The organism is Mycobacterium gordonae (assembly GCF_002101675.1).
Classification (GTDB): Bacteria; Actinomycetota; Actinomycetes; order Mycobacteriales; family Mycobacteriaceae; genus Mycobacterium; species Mycobacterium gordonae.
Genome location: NZ_LQOY01000152.1, coordinates 54,525 through 69,622, shown reverse-complemented (window position 1 = coordinate 69,622; position 15,098 = coordinate 54,525). Strand labels below are relative to the sequence as shown.

Here is a 15,098-nt window from a genome sequence, read left to right as displayed (position 1 = left end):
CAGCGGCTCGATGATCAGCGTCCCGCCGACCAGACCTCAAACCCGTCAACGCCACACCGACCGACTCCCATTAGTCGGCAGGCAGGCCGCGAGCCCGTTTGGCCGCATACATGTGTTCGTCGGCCAGGCGCAGTAGGTCGCCTTCGCCAGCGGCGATACCAGCACTGAACCCTACTGGTGCGGCCGAAGAAGCCCAGTAGTGCCGAAGCCGCTCGACGACTTGCTCGGCCTCACGGCGATCAGCACCGATCAGCATGAGGAGGAATTCGTCTCCGCCGATCCGGAAGACGATGTCTTCCTCACGGACGGACCAGCGCAACGCGTCGGCGAACGCCACCAGCAGTTCATCCCCGGCTTCGTGCCCGTGTTGGTCGTTGTAATACTTGAACCGGTCAAGGTCGAGAAGCACGACAGCCGATTCGCCGGCATGCATCGACAGCCGCGGGCCGAGCGTGCTCCGGTCGAGTAGCTGGGTGAGAGCGTCGGTCTGTGCAATCTGTCGCAGCAGCGCGCTCTGCGCTTCGAGTCGAGCGATGAGCCAAGCCGGGACCTCGGCGACCAACACCCACATGATCGCGGTCAAGACCACCTTCGGCAGGTCCGCCGGGAGCTGCTTGGCACCACCCACCACGAACGCCACCACCCCGAGCGGAACGATCGCCAGCGAACACCAACGCGTACAGGTGAGTCCGATGAAGGCGAAAGCAATGGTGATGGTGCCGGGGAAATCCCGGGTCGCATGGGAATCAGTCATCCCGGCGACGATCGTGATGATCAGCGACGCCACTGACCACGCGATGAGTAGTCTGCGTCGTTCCTGCCAGCCGAGCAACCAGCCGAGCAACAGAGCGAAACCACCAAGGACGGCCGCGGCCGCCAGCAACCAGCGCAACCGGGTCCCACCGCCGGCAGCGTAAATGCCCAGCATGGCAAGGTATCCCGTCAGGCCGATGAGGTGCCAACGCCCCGCTGACGGCTGCGGGTCCACCTGCCAGGGCACCCGCCAAGAATATGTGGGCGACGGCGCCCTATTCCCCTGCTATCCGGCTATGCCTTGCTGTTCCGGTCGATCCATTGCGACAGTGCATCCTCGGTCGCCGCCGGAACGCCGACACCGGCAGCATCGGCTGTCCGCTCGAAACGCTCGAGCAGGTCGGCCGAAACCGAGACGTTCAATTTCGAATGTGTCGGTTTAGGCGGCGCCGGCGGAGCGGCCGCCACGTGGCGCGCTGCCGTAGCGTCCATCGTTTCCTTCAGAACGGGCAACTCTTTGAGCAGACGCGCAAGGTCGTCGCGGTCGATACGCAACACTTCGGAAGGCCCGATGGTGGTGACGGTGGCGGAACGCAATTGTCCACGGCGAAGGACGGATTCGCCGATCACCTCGCCAGGTCCCACCACCGCGACGCGGTCCTGACCGACATACACGCCGGCCTCACCACTGAGCAGAATGAAGCACGCGTCCGACGGCGTCTTCTCCCGGATCAGGGGCCAGGGATTGGACTGCGAGGTGTGGCGTGCCGACCGGACTAGGCGTTCCAGATCAGCATCGGAGAACTTTTCGAATGTACTGAATTCACGCAGCCTCCGGACATCTCGCTCGATGTCGCGCTGGAGTTCCTCGTCCTCGTCCTTGTCCTTCATTTGCCGGCTCCTGATCGACGGTGACCATGACGTGGTGGAGCCTAACGCCATAATGGCCGAGAATGTAGATCAGCGGGTCGCAGCCTGACCCGATTTTTGACACACGTTGCCTGGACAGCCGGAATCGGTTGATTCTCTTACCGATTCGTCTGACAGTTCGACTGAGGCAGGGAGGCACGTGACACAGCAGCCCAGTGCTCCGGGGGTACTCGCCGTCGACCTCGGCAAGACGTCATGCCGAGCCGCGGCGCACGGTCGCAGGGCTGCCGGGCCGGGCGCACCGGGCCTCGCGGCACCCGGTGGGGTACTGGCCGCCCAAGCGGCGATCCGCACCGTTGCCCGCGAACTCGGACCCGTCGACGAGGTGGTTGTAGGTGCCGCCGGGGCGCTGGCGGCACCCGAAGCGGCGCGTGCGTTGGGCGCTTCGCTGCTGGCCTCGACGAGGGCACGTCGCGTCTCGGTCACCAGTGACGTCGTACTCGCACACGCCGGCGCCCTGGAAGGAAAGCCCGGCGTCGTCCTGGTCGTCGGCACCGGCGTCGCGGCGCTCGCCATCGAAGCCGACGGCACCCTGCGCACTGCCGACGGCTGGGGCCCATGGTTGGGCGACGAGGGTGGTGGCGCGTGGATCGGTGCGGCCGGGCTGCGGGCTGCGTTGCGCGCCAGCGACGGCCGGGGGCCACCAACTGCCCTTCTGGATGTTGCCCGGGCGCGTTTCGGCGCACCGCAGTCCTGGCCGGCTCAGTTCACCGATGCGGCCACCTTGGCGTCTTTCGCGCCTGAGGTGCTGGCGGCCAGTTCCGACGCCACCGCACGGGCGATCGTCAGCGCTGCCGCCGAAGCGCTCGCAGCAACCGCCCGCAGCGCGGGGGACGGGCCCGTCGCGGTGGTCGGTGGACTGGCCGGGGTCGAGGCGTTGCACGCAGGGCTTGACGTGATTGCCGCCGCCGGGGACGCCCTCGACGGTGCTCTGCGGCTGGGAGACATCCATGAACCGCACGTCATTCGCCTGCGAGCGGGTGCCGTCCCACACCCTCTCGACGGCCTCGGCACCGAGGCCGCACGCCCCGGCCTGCGTGACCTCGACACCCGGCCCATCGGTGAGGTCGTCGCCTTGCTCATCCACGCCGAGGGAGCAGCCCACGCGGCGGTCGAAGCGGCGGTACCACAGATCGCAGCGGCGGCGGAGGCGGTCACCGCGCGATTGCAGAACGGCGGCCGCCTGATCTACGCCGGCTCGGGGACGCCCGGACGGCTCGGTGTGCTGGATGCAGCCGAGTGCGGGCCGACGTTCGGCACCGAGCTGGTGCGCGGCGTGATCGCCGGCGGCTCAACGGCTTTGACGCACCCGATCGAGGGTGCGGAGGACCGGTTCAACCCCGCCGATTTCGCCGATCTGACTGCCGCCGATGCGCTCGTCGGGATCACAGCCTCGGGACGCACGCCCTATGTGCTCGGGGCACTCGACTATGCGCGGTCGGTTGGCGCGCTGACCGTCGCCGTCGTCAACAATCCGGGTAGCGAAGCCGCTGCCGACCTCATGATCGAGTTGCTCACCGGTCCTGAGGTGCTGGCCGGCTCCACACGGCTGACCGCGGGAACCGCGCAGAAGGTGGTGCTCAACGCGTTGTCGACCAGCGTGATGATCGCACTCGGCAAGGCATTCGGACCCTGGATGGTCGACGTTCGGGTGACCAACGAGAAGGTACGACGCCGCGCTGTGCGGATCGTCCGCGACGCGGCCGGAGTCGACGAGGGTGTCGCGGCTGCCGCCTTGGACGCCGCAGGAGGACACGCCAAGACGGCGATAGTCGCGCTTTTGGCAAACGTCGACGCCACTGAGGCCGCCATCCAGCTGCACCGGGCAAGTGGACGTCTGCGCGATGCGCTCCGGAATTTGAGCGGGGCTGGTTAGAGTTACCGCCGTGAACAAGCTCACGGTTGCATTCCTGGCCACGGCCACCGCCGCGGCGTTGCAGTTGGCCGTCGCGCCCTCGGCCAACGCGAACCCCTGTCCCGCGGGCGAAAACGGGACGTCCGTCAACCTCGCCGACTGCCCGATCGGCAGCATCGCCGCAGCGGATGCCCTGGACGAGGCCCGGCAGCGCTGGCAAGGCCGGCCGCCGTGCTACACCCGGGAGGGCGTCCCGTACTACACACCCGGTGACGCACCCTGCGCCTGATTCGGGCAGGGCTGTCTGAAGGAAAACCTGTACCCAGCTGACAGGACGGCGCACAATTGTGGTGTCCGTTTAGATCTGGGGAGCCGCGATGAGCGAGCAACTGTACGACTTCTTCGGCGAGATCTTCCGCCGGTATTTCATCCCCGCCATCGATGCCTACCCGCGCAGGGGCCGCGCCCTGGTCGAGAAATTGCTGGCGCTGACCGACGACGTCCCGGACAGGTTGGCGCAGAGCCGGTGCGCCGCGATCGCGTGGGGGAAAGCTGAGACGCCAGAGGCACGAATCACCTCGGAGCTTTTCGTCGCGACCCAACACGGACTGATGTACGCCGCCCGGTTGACCGAGTCTCGGCGGGAGCTGTATTACCTGGCGACCCCCCACGGGCTGTTCGATCCCTTCGTCGACCAAGTCGACACCACCGAAATACCGCACGAAGCAACGGTTTTGGTGGACAACCGGTTGGAGCGCGACCTCGCAACGGCCCATCCGATGGACGCAGCGCTGCGCCGGATCCTCGATGAGCACCTGGCGCTTCGGGTGGATCTGCCGACGTGAGGTAATCAGCTTGAGGCGCTGAGGATCTTGATGGCGAAGATGAGCGTGTCACCCGGCCGGATGCCGGCGCTGGGCTGACCGTCGGGATAGCCATCCGCGGACGTCATGGCAACGGCGACTGTGGAGCCGACCTTCTGTCCGGCGATGGCCTTCTGGAAACCGGGCACGACTCCGGTCAGCGGAAAGTCCACCGGCGCACCGCGTTCGTAACTCGTGTCGAACACCGACCCGTCGCGGCCGTTGACACCCATGTAGCACACCGAAACCCGGGCAGTGTTGGAGACCACCGGCCCATCGCCGGCGCGCAGGGTGTGCACCTGAGTCTGAGCCACGCTGAACGGCGTGGTTACGGTCACCCGCGGGGCGGTCGTATCCGTCGACCCCGTGACCGCAACGCTGCCGGTGGTTCCGGCCAGCGTCCATTCGGGTGTGCCGCCGTTTTGCGGAGCGACCGTGGGGCAGGCGCCGGTGACCGTCGGCGTGGCCGCCATCGAGGGCCGCGTGTACAGATCAGAGATGGATTGCGTGCTGGTTGACGAAGACGACGACGTGTTCGACGCGGAGCCGCATGCGGTGACCATCAGAAACGAAGCGGCACAAGCAACGAACGTGAGGGCCGAAGACACCCGAGGAAGATTCACCGGTGTCACGCTACAGATGCCCGCTTCGGGGTTCACCGAAGGATGGCGACCAGGAAGTCCGAGTCGCCAGTGAACGGCCGCAAGTCCCACGTGGACAGCAACAGGTCCGGAGTGAACCCGGCGTGGGCCACGTCGTCGAGGAAGTCGCCGAACGCGTAGTTGCGACCGGCGCCGAAGCCGATCACCGCTCGGCCCTCGCCGGCCAGATGGGCACGCAAACGGGATAGTACGGCGACCCGGGTGCTGGGCGCGAGAAACGTCATGACATTGCCGGCGGACACGATGACGTCGAACGGCTCGGCGATGCCGCGTGCGGGCAGGTCAAGTTCGGCCAAATCGGCCACCAACCAAATGGGTCCCGGATAGTCCTGCTTGGCCGCATCGATCAGAACCGGGTCGACGTCGACGCCGACCACCTGGTGGCCGACCGAGGCCAGATACCCGCCGATCCGGCCCGGACCGCACCCGGCGTCGAGGATACGGGCGCCACGGGGAGCCAACGCATCGACAAGGCGTGCTTCGCCGACCAGATCGTCGCCGGCGCGCGCCATGGAGCGGAAGCGTTCGACATACCAGTGCGAGTGCCCGGGATCCGCTGCGACCTTCTGCATCCAGAGACTTTGTTCGGTCATGTGAATCATTGTCCCAAGCGGCAGTGGAGGAGACGCCCGCGATCAGCCGCCTTGCGCGACTCGCGCCAAGTCAGCTGTGGCCGAACGTAATTGATCGGCCGAGTCCAGCGGGGCCGGAAAAGCGACACGAGCACGAGTCTCGCCGCGACGAGTGCGCACCCGCAGGTCCAGGCCGTAGCGATCGATGCCGGTGCAGACCGCGGACTCGCTGTCCGGATAGCCACCGAAGACCCGGGCCATCGCGGCCAGAGCGTCGGCGTGGTCGGCGTTGAGGTGCGCGACGGCGCGGGCCGACCCAAGCGCAACCACATCTGGTGAGGCTGCGTTGTATTCCTCGGCGGTGACCGAGTCCATGCGGCCGTATCCGCCCACCCAGCGCACCCGCTGGACTTTGAGCAGCCACAGGGTGAAATCTTTGAAGTCCAGATAGGACCGCGCGGCCGGCACCGCAGCCAGGTATGCCTGCCGAGTCGGGTTCCGTTCAGCGGCCGTCGGATGGCCGACCCTCCCGGCCAGCGTGACGCGGCCGCCGGCCAGCGGGTCGCTGTCGCTGTTCGCCGCGACGATCGACATGCTTGCCCTCGGGTCACCGGCCAGATTGCGGCCATGCTCGGCGAGGTTCGATACACAGAGAACCGGTGTTCCACCGAGGAGTCCAAAAGCCACCAACGACGCCCAGGGGTCCCCCTCGGCAGTCAAAGTAGCCAGCGTCGCGGCGTTCGTAGCAGCAGCAATGGTGCGCGCTGCCTCCGCTGCTGACGGGGCACGCCCGGGGTCGCCTTGCACTCGAACCGTCACTGAGGCGAGGCTACGCGCCGGCCGCTGACCAGGTGTCGGGTCATCGTTGGCTTGCCGACGGCCAAGCGCCCGCTAATTCCGGCGGTGCCCACTTGGGCCAGGCCGGGGCGCCGATGACGAATCCACCCGCCAGTTGTGCCACGATGCGCGGCCCCCGGATTCCGCTGTTGTCGTAGAACGTGGCCGAGTCGGCGCGGGCCGCTCCTTGGGCCACCAGCGCCCAAAGTCGTCGATAGCGCTCACGAATTTTGACTTCTGGCACCATGTGTCCACCCGCCTCGACGCGGTGGCGCACCCGCAACACGGCGAGTTCCTCGGGAATCAGTACCGCGTGAACAATCACCGTGTAGCCGCCGGCGTGGGCGGCGTCGATGAGTTCGAGTTTCGATGGGTGCGAGAAGACGGTCTCGGCGATAAACGAGATGCCTTGTTCTATCAGGCGCGCCCGCGTCCGTGCGGCGATCCGCGCAGCCTCGTAGGCGTGACCGGCTGTGTCATTCGGCCAGCGGTGTTTGGCGACGTCATCTGCATTGACGATGACGCTGCCGCGGAGCAGGGGAGCCAACGTCAACTCGATGAAGGTGGATTTGCCGGCCCCGTTGCACCCGACGACCAGGTCGAGTCGATTCACCGATCAGGCAGCACCGTGCGGGTGCCATCCGGGTGGTACTGCACCAATTCGCCGTCATCGTTGAGCGCGACGGTCGTGACACCGCGCGCCGCCAGCGTCTTGCCGTAATCGGCGCTTGCCAGGCTCTCTTCGATGCCGGCCGCAATCTCGGCGTTGAATACGACGCCTTCTTCGGGGGTCAACTCACGCAGTGCTGTGTCACCGGCCAACGCGGACTCCACATTGCGGCGGGCGGCGGTCTCCTGACTGGACACGGCGCGCCCGACGCGGACCCAGTGATCGAGTTGCTGCTTGGCCGAGCGGCTTTGACGCGCTCCTTCGGCCGCGGCGCTGTCCATCAGATCCGCAGCAAAACGCGTGACCCTGTCTGCGGTGTTGCCCATGCTGCCACCTCACATACGTAGCGATATGAAACAACCGTAGCAGAATGCTACGTAACTAGCTGGGGGACCGGTGTTAGGTCTCACGAGGAACGCGACCGAAGGCCGCGCAGCCGTTCAGACTTCGGGGTGTTGGTGACCCGTGAACCGAAAACAGGACGCCAGACACCACACAGAAGTTTCTGGCTCTGGTACTGGGTGGGCCCGAGGGGGAAGATTTCACGACGGTTTCGGTTGCGCAAAGGTACGGCAGCTTAACCGCGCCGTAAGCCACCGAGGCGGCCGCTGAGTCTTAGCGTGGCAATCATGGCCGGACTGGGCAATCGCGTGAAGCGTTGGCGCGCAGCGCTGCACGTGACCGTGTGGGCATTGGTGCTCACCGTCCCCGTACTCGCGGTCGCCCCGGCAGCTCACGCGGCCGCCGCCATGGCCACGCTGCGGGTGACATCGACGTGGCAGACCGGATTCATCGCCAGCTTCACCATTACGAACATGAGCATGGCGCCGCTGTCCGACTGGCGACTTGATTTCGACATGCCGGCGGGACAGTCCGTCATACACACCTGGAATAGCACTGCTACACAATCCGGTACGCACTGGGTTATCACCCCCGCAAACTGGAATCGCGTGATCGCACCCGGTGGTACGGCCACCGGCGGTATGCGAGGCGTGTTGAGCGGTACCTATACGGCACCGTCCAATTGTGTGCTCAACGGCCAATTACCCTGCACCTAGGGTTGCGACTCCGCGGCTCCGCTGAGGGTAGTCAGCCGATCGGCCGCCATGCGCCGAGAACAGCTTCTCGGTACCAGCCGACCCGATCTCGAATCTGCACCCCAATCCGATTCTGCGCATTGACTCGGCTGTCGAGAATGTGTCCGTCGTCGAGGTAAATCACCACGTGTGAAGCGCGGCCGGCATCACCGTTGGGATGCAGATAAATCAGGTCTCCCGGTTCGAATGGACCTTGTTTGGGAATGCGCCCGCCCATCAGACCGGCGGTCCCGTCTGCCTGCCGGTGGACGTCACCGCCGAACTTGATCCCCAGACCGTAGTTGTAGACCCAAGCGGTGAAATTCGAGCAATCCAACCCCTTCCCCGGGCTCCATGAAGTCGGCCCGTCGGGGTTGTCAACGTCGGGATTATCTTCTGGGGCACCGGCATACGTTGAGACCGGCGGGTCCCAACCGGGAATGTGATGGTGACGGTACTGCAGCCCCAGCGGATTTCCCGGTGCGTAGATGTAGCGCATCGCGACGGCCAGAACGCGTTCCTGCTTCCACGTCCTGGGATCGCACTGCGCCCCCTGCGGGATTGCCGGTGCCGGCAAGGTGTCGGCTGCCGGGCCCCATCCGTGATTGGCGTAGTGGCCCTCGGCATCGGTGCGGTACCAGTCGGCAGCAGGCTCGTGAGACTGCGGCAGTTGGTCGCGCCCGGCGAAATCCGCCGTCAGTGAGTTCCAGGTACACGAGAACGGGTAGGTCCACTCGCCGCCCCTGGCGAGGCCGACGGGCAAACAGACGGCGGCCGCTGACATCGCGATGCAAAGCGCCGACCGTGCCGAGAGCCGATGCGTCAACAAGTCCTCTGCTCCGTAAAGGTCAAGCGATCACGTGAACGGAGTAATGCTATGCGGCGAGCAGGGCTAGACGTGCGGGCCTCGTTGTGCTGACGCTTTGGGGAGTGACCGGATGGCGCACAGCGAGCTACGAAGACTGCGGCAGCGCGCTACCTTTGCGCCAGTCATCCCAGCTGAGCGTCCAATCGCCGTTCTGCTCGATCTTCAGCGGCGGCCCACCGGTGTTGTGCACCTCGACGACGTCGCCTGGCACGGAGAAGTCGTAAAACCATTTGGCGTTCTCGCCGTTGAGGTTCAAGCAGCCGTGCGAGGTGTCGGTATGGCCTTGGGCCCACACCGTCGAATCGAGTTGGTGCAGATAGATGCCGTCAATGCTGATTCTGGTGGCGTAATTGATCGTCTCCCGGTATCCGAGGCGGGAATTCTTCGGCAGCCCGAACGTCGAGGAATCCATCACCACCGGGTTTCCCCTGTCGAGCACGGTGTAGACACCCGGGGGAGTCCAGAAGGACAAGGTCCGACCGCCGACGGTCTCGGTGCCGCCCATCCCCATGGAGGTGGGCATCGTCCGGACCAGCTTCCCGTTGTCGAAAACGCTGACCAGCTTGGTCGCATCGTCGGCGACGGACACGTGCGCATCGCCGATGCGAAATGACACCCGGCTGTCCTCCTGCCCAAACATTCCGCCGCCCAAGGCAATACCGTAAATCCTGGCCTCGGCCGTCACCGTTGTGCCGGGCGCGTAGTAGTGCTCTGGCCGCCAGTGCGCATTCTGGGAGTCGACCCAGAACCAGGAACCCGGCACGGGTGGATTGGTGGTCACCACCAACTGACGCTCGGCGGCGGCCCGATCGGCGATCTGCTCGTCGAAGTGCGCGACGACCACTGTTCCGACCCCATAGGTACCGCCTTCCCGCAACGTCGCCTCTGAGGTCATCGTGAACGACACTTTCGTCTGGTTTGACGGCCGCACCGTCGAGAACGACGAAACCTGGCTGCTCTCAACGCCGTTGGTTCCGCGGCTGGCGACGGTGAGGGTATAGGTGTGTGCATAGCCCAGCGGTCCGGTCGGTTTCCACACGGTGCTATCCGGTGTCATCACGCCGTCGACCGGCTTGCCGGCGTCGTTGACCATGTCCACCTTGACCAGCGTCCCCGTTTCGGCTTTCACCTGAACCGGGGTCGTCGGCTGCAAATCACGCGCATCCGGACTCGGCGAGATCGTCACCCGCGCCGGACCCGTGGTCGGCGCGTCGCCCAATGAATGGCGCGCAGAGCACGCCGACACCGAGGCGCCGAGCGTTCCGATCACGATGAGCACGACGAGCACGGAAAGGACTAAGCGGTGCCGCCGGCCGGGAAACTTGTTGGCTTTCATCGCGACTGAATTAGCCAATCACATGGGTTTCAAAACCGTTGCATAGCTCACCCGAACGCGAGAGATCATGGCGTTATGGCCGACGACGAGCTAAATGCCCTGTACTGGGTCCCTCCCGATCAGTTCACCGCCGAGCGGACGAAACTCTCCGCAGAGGCCAAACAGCTGGGCGATCCCGCCGCGGCGAAACGGATCTCAGCAGCACGAAAACCCACCACGGCGGCGTGGATCGTCAACCGGTTGGTCATCGGGCATCAGGAGGCACGCACGCGCTTGGCCGAGCTGGGGGACGGCCTGCGCACCGCGCACGCTGAGATGGACGGCGTGCGCATCCGGGAGTTGTCCGCCAGGCAACACCATCTGATCAACGAACTCACTGAAGCCGCGTTTGATGCGGCCGAGGTGAAGAACCCGTCGTCAGCGGTGCGCGACGACGTCGGGGGCACGCTGCAAGCCGCGATCGCCGACCCCGAAGTGAGGGCACGCCTCGGCCGCCTGGCCAAGGCTGAACGATGGTCGGGCTTCGGCGACTTCGGCGACAGTGCGGTGGTGTCAGCGACCACCGGGTCCAAGCGGACCGCTAAGACGGCCAAAACCGTGTCTCCGTCGAAGGCGACTCAGCGCGACGACGAAGCCGAGGCCGCCAGGCGGGAGCGGGACAAGTTGACCGCAGCGGTGGCCGCCGCCGAGCAGGCGGCGTCGCGAGCCGACAGCGAGCTTGCTGACAGGCGAGCCGATCGTGACGCGGCTCGGACGCGCCGCGACGAAGCAGCGGCAGCGCTGAGTAAAGCAGAGCGTGCGGTTGCCGACGCTGAACGCAACTACGAGAAAGCTCGCCAAGTCGGCCGCGAAGCTGCGCAGGCGCTGAAAGAGCTCAGGGCCCAGCTAAAGCGGACGTAGCGCGCGCGTCGCTGCGCCTGCTGAAACCGGAGACGGTTCTCGACGGCCTCGGCTACCCTGAGGTCCTCGCAATGGGCTCATCGACGGATCGGGAGAAGTCATTGTCTATGGTGAATGCGTCTCTGAACGTCGCGCCCGAGGTGGTGGCCGCCGCGGCGCAGGACGTGGCAGGTGTCGGGGCGGCGCTTGACCGGGCCTATGCAACGGTGGCGCCGGCGACCACATCGGTGGCGGCCGCGGCCCAAGACGAAGTGTCCGCCGCGATTGCCGAGTTCTTCACCGGTCACGGGCAGGCCTTCGCCGCACTCGGCGCGAAGGCCGCGTCGTTCCAGAACCTCTTCGTGCAGGCGCTGACCAACGCGGGCCAGCAATACGAGGCCGCCGAGACCGCGATCGTCAGCCGCCTGCAGGCGGCCACCGCCGCGCTACACCTCCCGCCGATTTTCGGCCCGCGGCCGGTGCCCTCCTCGGTGCCCGTCGATCCCGCCCAGTTCGCGGGCACCTACTACGAGCAGGGCAGCGTCAAGCAGTTCTTCTCGCTCGGGCTGGTGAACACCAAGGCGACGTACAGCCTCAACCCAGACGGCACGATCCGCGTTCAGAACTCGGGAAACTACTTCTTCAATGGCGGCCCGCTGTCGGCGATCACCGGGTCGGCGGTGCCGCTCAACGCGACCAACACCGCGCTCGACGTCAGCTTCCTCCCGTTCAAACTGCCGTTCAGCCTCAGCGCGCCGACGGGCAACTACATCATCGTCGCGCGCGCGCCGGACTACAGCTGGGTCCTGGTCAGCGATCCCACGGGGTTCAGCGGCTACGTTCTGACGCGCAGCCAATTCATTCCGGCCCAGCAGTACCAGCAACTGGTGGGGGAGCTGGTCTCGCATGGCGTTTGGGGGCCGATCACACCGACCAACCAGTACGCCTAATCCGTACCGCGTAACGAGGGCTGAATTCCCCCAGGGGCGCTTCCCGGATAGCACCGAAAGCTCAGCCGGGGTGACACGACGTGACTTTCGGGTGGTCGCGGCTTGCCCGCGACGGCAAGTCCGCCGTAGCCCCGCGGTAGTCATGAAGTCGGCCACCGGGGGAGTGTCGTGTCTCGACCGGACCCCGCATCATCGCCCTAGTCCGACGTCTCACGTGGACTGCATCACCGTCAGCTTCAGCGGAAAGGGTTCCCATGCTTTTGGTGACAGGGCCGACCGGAAACGTGGGGCAAGAACTTGTCAACCTGCTCGACAAGCTCCGCGACCAGCCGTGGCGGGTAGGCAGCCGCCATCCCGAAAAGCTGGCCAGTAGCACCGCTCAAGCCCTACCGCTGGACTTCTTCGATTCCGCCACGTGGGCTCGCGCACTCGACGGCGTCGACGAGCTGTTCTTGCTGTTCCCGCTGCCCGGCAACCGCGCTGCGCGACAGGCCATCGTGCCGTTCATTCATGCCGCCGAGCGCGCGGGGTGTCGCCACGTCGTGTATGTGTCGGTGTTTGGAGCCGACCGCATGCGCTTCATCCCGCACCATACGGTCGAGGCGGCGTTGGGTGCGTCGGCGATGTCGGTCACGGTGCTGCGGTGCAGCTTTTTCATGCAGAACCTGCATCGAGCGATCTCCACCCACGGCGTGGACATCGTCGAGGCCGGCGAGCTGTTCATTCCGGCAGGGCGGGGCAAGACGACTTTTCTCGACGCGCGAGACGCCGCGGCGGTGGCCGCCACGGTGCTCGCACACCCGACGGCCCATCGTGACGTGGTGTACCACCTGACTGGGCCGACACCATTGACAATGGGCGAGGTCGCCGCCGAGTTGACCGCCACACTGGGACGCCCGATCCGCTACGCGAATCCGAGCCTGCTGCGGTTCGCGGTGCGATTACGCAGCCGCGGACTGGGTTGGGATGCCATCGGATTCATGGCAGCGGTCTACACGCTGACCAAGCTCGGACGCAATCAGCCGGTCACCGATGACGTGCGGCGGCTACTGGGCCGCCCGCCGCGGACACTGCACGAATTCCTGATCGATTCTGCCTGGCGCTGGCGCGAACAGGCGTGGACCTAGCCATATTGATGAGAAGCGAGGAATGCTGGGCAAAGCCGACGGACTTGCTACCACATCGGACTTAACGCATCCGTGTCTTAAACGCGGATGAACTTCTGTTCGCCCATGCCGAACATGCCATCGACCGAAAGGTCGACGTCGTCGGTGTGGATCCGGCCTTCGTACCAACCGAAGGGGGCGTAATACTCGGCGAGTGATCGGCGCGGGCCGACGTGCAGCTCGGAACGGACAGTAGGCGTGAACCGCACGTCGACCTGGCCCGACCCGTCGACATCCCGCACGACCCAGGAGCCCCACGGCCCATCGGGTCGTTCCATGCGGACGGCAGGCAGGCGGTGGACCCGGTCGCCGAGCCAGACGGCGTTCTCGTTATAGCGCTGGGGGTCGCGCACCTGGTTGTCGGTCAGGTTGAAGCCCTCGATCCGGCCACCATCGCTGCGGCGCACTGCGGTCACCCAGTCGTACCGCATAGGCGAGGGGTAGTCCCCGTGGTGGTCGTCGAGGATCATGAACGAACGGTTGGGGTCAAGAACTGTGAGTTCTGCGCCGGCGCGGAGGGTGCCGGCGAACGGCATCATCGTCTTGTGCGAGTACAGGGCACGATCGTCGGCGAAGGGGTGGCAGATCACCAGGTGTCCCGCCTCTCCGGGGCCGCAGCGCCCGGCGCCGTGCAACTCCAGCGGCGGTAGCGCACCGCGCCCCGGGTGGCTGGCGTCCACCGCGACCAAACCCGAGTCCATCTCGTTGGTCACCTGCAGCGAGAAACGTCCGACGTGACCGTGGGACCGGGTGTGGTCTAGGCCGCGAGCGACGTGCACCATCGAGGTCGGCACCTTCTGCTCCCAGCGACGGATCGTGGCCGCTTGCTTGTCGACGACCAGCACTTGCAACAGCGAAATCGACTTCGTGTCGTAGACGGCGCCAAGTACGAACACCGCGTCGTCACCGAGCTGAAACGCCTCCCACTCCTTGAGCCGGGCGTTGCGTGCGGCGCGCTGCAGGCGCCCAAGAGTTCCGGTGGCGGTGACGACGTCGAGTGGGTTGATCCGTGCGATCGGGCCGTTGTAGGTGCCGAACCGGTAGCGACCGTCGAGCACCAAATGGTCAGGCGGCGGCTCGAGTGTGCGCACCAGGCCGGGCGGGTCGGTCGGCGAAGTCTCGTTGTCCACCGCCGGAGCGTACCGGAGGGTGAGCCCGCAGGATGCGGGTATCTGCCAGCCGATTATCGGTGGTCAGGAGGCACGACTCTGTGCCGTGACCGTTAGGGATCGTTACCGCAATCGCGACTTCGCGCTCTTATCTTTGGACATACGAGACCGCAACCTGAGCGCTCGACCCACCATCACGCCTATCGGCATCCGCAAGCCTGGGGGGCTGAAATTATGACGACCGCAATCGGCACGTACAACCCGATCGAGAAATACGTGGCCCACGAGCATGACGATTTCATCTCGGCGGTTGCAAGCATCAACGCAATTGGCGGTAGAGGGGACACAGATTCCGTCGAATCGAAGCCGCGATGGCGACTTACCGAACAAGAGATCGTGCGCGCGGCGACCACCATGATTTTGGTGTTCCTCACGGTGCTGATGGCCCTCTCCGCGGGCGCGATCTTGACGATGGGTTAGCAGCGCCTGATGTGCCAGCCAACCGCCGGTACTCGGCCCCGGCGGGGATCTGCTAACATGAGTCGCCGCACGCCGCCAGTCATTCGTTGGTC

At 65.7% G+C, this 15,098-nt stretch carries 18 protein-coding genes; 8 read left to right on the top strand and 10 right to left on the bottom strand.

Translation table 11 applies throughout. The features are described from left to right. Positions 1 to 70 precede the first annotated feature (70 nt). Together AWC08_RS21495 and AWC08_RS21490 are read right to left on the bottom strand one after the other, a co-directional pair. On the bottom strand, positions 71 to 1,000 hold the full coding sequence (locus tag AWC08_RS21495; protein WP_065136071.1) for a GGDEF domain-containing protein: 930 nt from the start codon (positions 998 to 1,000) through the stop codon (positions 71 to 73). A 47-nt stretch (positions 1,001 to 1,047) separates the two neighbouring features. Continuing rightward, a complete protein-coding gene (locus tag AWC08_RS21490; RefSeq protein ID WP_065136070.1) occupies positions 1,048 to 1,644 on the bottom strand; it encodes a cyclic nucleotide-binding domain-containing protein in 597 nt (198 codons plus the stop codon). A gap of 178 nt (positions 1,645 to 1,822) precedes the next feature. Here AWC08_RS21490 and murQ point away from each other — a divergent pair, with 178 nt between their 5' ends. From murQ to AWC08_RS21475, 3 genes are all read left to right on the top strand, one after another. After that, entirely contained in the window at positions 1,823 to 3,559 is a 1,737-nt protein-coding gene (gene murQ / locus AWC08_RS38455; RefSeq protein WP_159460011.1) for an N-acetylmuramic acid 6-phosphate etherase, read from the top strand. Between the two features lie 10 nt (positions 3,560 to 3,569). Beyond that, positions 3,570 to 3,827: a hypothetical protein gene (locus tag AWC08_RS21480; protein ID WP_065136069.1), complete on the top strand. Its 258-nt coding sequence runs from the start codon at positions 3,570 to 3,572 to the stop codon at positions 3,825 to 3,827. 88 nt (positions 3,828 to 3,915) lie between these two features. Beyond that, positions 3,916 to 4,383: a hypothetical protein gene (locus AWC08_RS21475; RefSeq protein ID WP_065136067.1), complete on the top strand. Its 468-nt coding sequence runs from the start codon at positions 3,916 to 3,918 to the stop codon at positions 4,381 to 4,383. Between the two features lie 5 nt (positions 4,384 to 4,388). On the opposite strand, the gene AWC08_RS21470 is transcribed toward AWC08_RS21475, so the two are convergent. From AWC08_RS21470 to AWC08_RS21450, 5 genes are read right to left on the bottom strand one after another with little or no spacing between them, the layout of a single operon-like run. Continuing rightward, complete coding sequence (locus AWC08_RS21470) at positions 4,389 to 5,033, bottom strand: FKBP-type peptidyl-prolyl cis-trans isomerase (protein WP_372513504.1); 645 nt, start codon at positions 5,031 to 5,033, stop codon at positions 4,389 to 4,391. A gap of 23 nt (positions 5,034 to 5,056) precedes the next feature. Continuing rightward, positions 5,057 to 5,656: a class I SAM-dependent methyltransferase gene (locus AWC08_RS21465; RefSeq protein ID WP_069432711.1), complete on the bottom strand. Its 600-nt coding sequence runs from the start codon at positions 5,654 to 5,656 to the stop codon at positions 5,057 to 5,059. A 42-nt stretch (positions 5,657 to 5,698) separates the two neighbouring features. Further along, positions 5,699 to 6,454, bottom strand: a complete 756-nt coding sequence (locus AWC08_RS21460) for a HugZ family pyridoxamine 5'-phosphate oxidase (RefSeq protein ID WP_069432648.1) — start codon at positions 6,452 to 6,454, stop codon at positions 5,699 to 5,701. Positions 6,455 to 6,494: 40 nt separating this feature from the next. Beyond that, the gene (locus AWC08_RS21455; protein WP_069432649.1) at positions 6,495 to 7,085 is read right to left on the bottom strand and encodes an ATPase; all 591 of its coding nucleotides are present in this window, start codon (positions 7,083 to 7,085) and stop codon (positions 6,495 to 6,497) included. Then, positions 7,082 to 7,468 carry a TA system antitoxin ParD family protein gene (locus AWC08_RS21450; RefSeq protein ID WP_069432650.1) on the bottom strand — a complete coding sequence of 129 codons (387 nt, stop codon included), beginning with the start codon at positions 7,466 to 7,468 and terminating at the stop codon, positions 7,082 to 7,084. Before AWC08_RS21450 ends, AWC08_RS21455 begins: the two co-directional genes overlap by 4 nt. 303 nt (positions 7,469 to 7,771) lie before the next feature. Between AWC08_RS21450 and AWC08_RS21445 the strand changes: the two genes are divergently transcribed. Next, positions 7,772 to 8,200, top strand: a complete 429-nt coding sequence (locus AWC08_RS21445; RefSeq protein ID WP_065136062.1) for a cellulose-binding domain-containing protein — start codon at positions 7,772 to 7,774, stop codon at positions 8,198 to 8,200. A gap of 31 nt (positions 8,201 to 8,231) precedes the next feature. Here the strand turns inward: AWC08_RS21445 and AWC08_RS21440 are convergent, their stop codons facing one another. Beyond that, positions 8,232 to 9,002 (bottom strand): NlpC/P60 family protein, encoded by a 771-nt coding sequence (locus AWC08_RS21440; protein ID WP_069432651.1) that lies wholly within the window; start codon positions 9,000 to 9,002, stop codon positions 8,232 to 8,234. 169 nt (positions 9,003 to 9,171) lie between these two features. Next, the gene (locus AWC08_RS21435; RefSeq protein ID WP_069432652.1) at positions 9,172 to 10,422 is read right to left on the bottom strand and encodes a L,D-transpeptidase; all 1,251 of its coding nucleotides are present in this window, start codon (positions 10,420 to 10,422) and stop codon (positions 9,172 to 9,174) included. A 75-nt stretch (positions 10,423 to 10,497) separates the two neighbouring features. Here AWC08_RS21435 and AWC08_RS21430 point away from each other — a divergent pair, with 75 nt between their 5' ends. The 3 genes from AWC08_RS21430 (at position 10,498) to AWC08_RS21420 (ending at position 13,378) form a co-directional block, all read left to right on the top strand. Then, complete coding sequence (locus AWC08_RS21430; protein WP_069432653.1) at positions 10,498 to 11,322, top strand: hypothetical protein; 825 nt, start codon at positions 10,498 to 10,500, stop codon at positions 11,320 to 11,322. A gap of 71 nt (positions 11,323 to 11,393) precedes the next feature. Next, positions 11,394 to 12,251 carry a PE domain-containing protein gene (locus AWC08_RS21425; protein WP_083270978.1) on the top strand — a complete coding sequence of 286 codons (858 nt, stop codon included), beginning with the start codon at positions 11,394 to 11,396 and terminating at the stop codon, positions 12,249 to 12,251. Between the two features lie 263 nt (positions 12,252 to 12,514). Continuing rightward, positions 12,515 to 13,378, top strand: a complete 864-nt coding sequence (locus AWC08_RS21420; RefSeq protein ID WP_159460010.1) for an NAD(P)H-binding protein — start codon at positions 12,515 to 12,517, stop codon at positions 13,376 to 13,378. A 77-nt stretch (positions 13,379 to 13,455) separates the two neighbouring features. On the opposite strand, the gene AWC08_RS21415 is transcribed toward AWC08_RS21420, so the two are convergent. Next, a complete protein-coding gene (locus tag AWC08_RS21415; protein ID WP_232007724.1) occupies positions 13,456 to 14,547 on the bottom strand; it encodes a DUF2804 family protein in 1,092 nt (363 codons plus the stop codon). A gap of 213 nt (positions 14,548 to 14,760) precedes the next feature. On the opposite strand from AWC08_RS21415, the gene AWC08_RS21410 reads away from it, so the two are divergent. After that, the gene (locus AWC08_RS21410; protein ID WP_069432656.1) at positions 14,761 to 15,006 is read left to right on the top strand and encodes a hypothetical protein; all 246 of its coding nucleotides are present in this window, start codon (positions 14,761 to 14,763) and stop codon (positions 15,004 to 15,006) included. Positions 15,007 to 15,098: the final 92 nt, after the last annotated feature.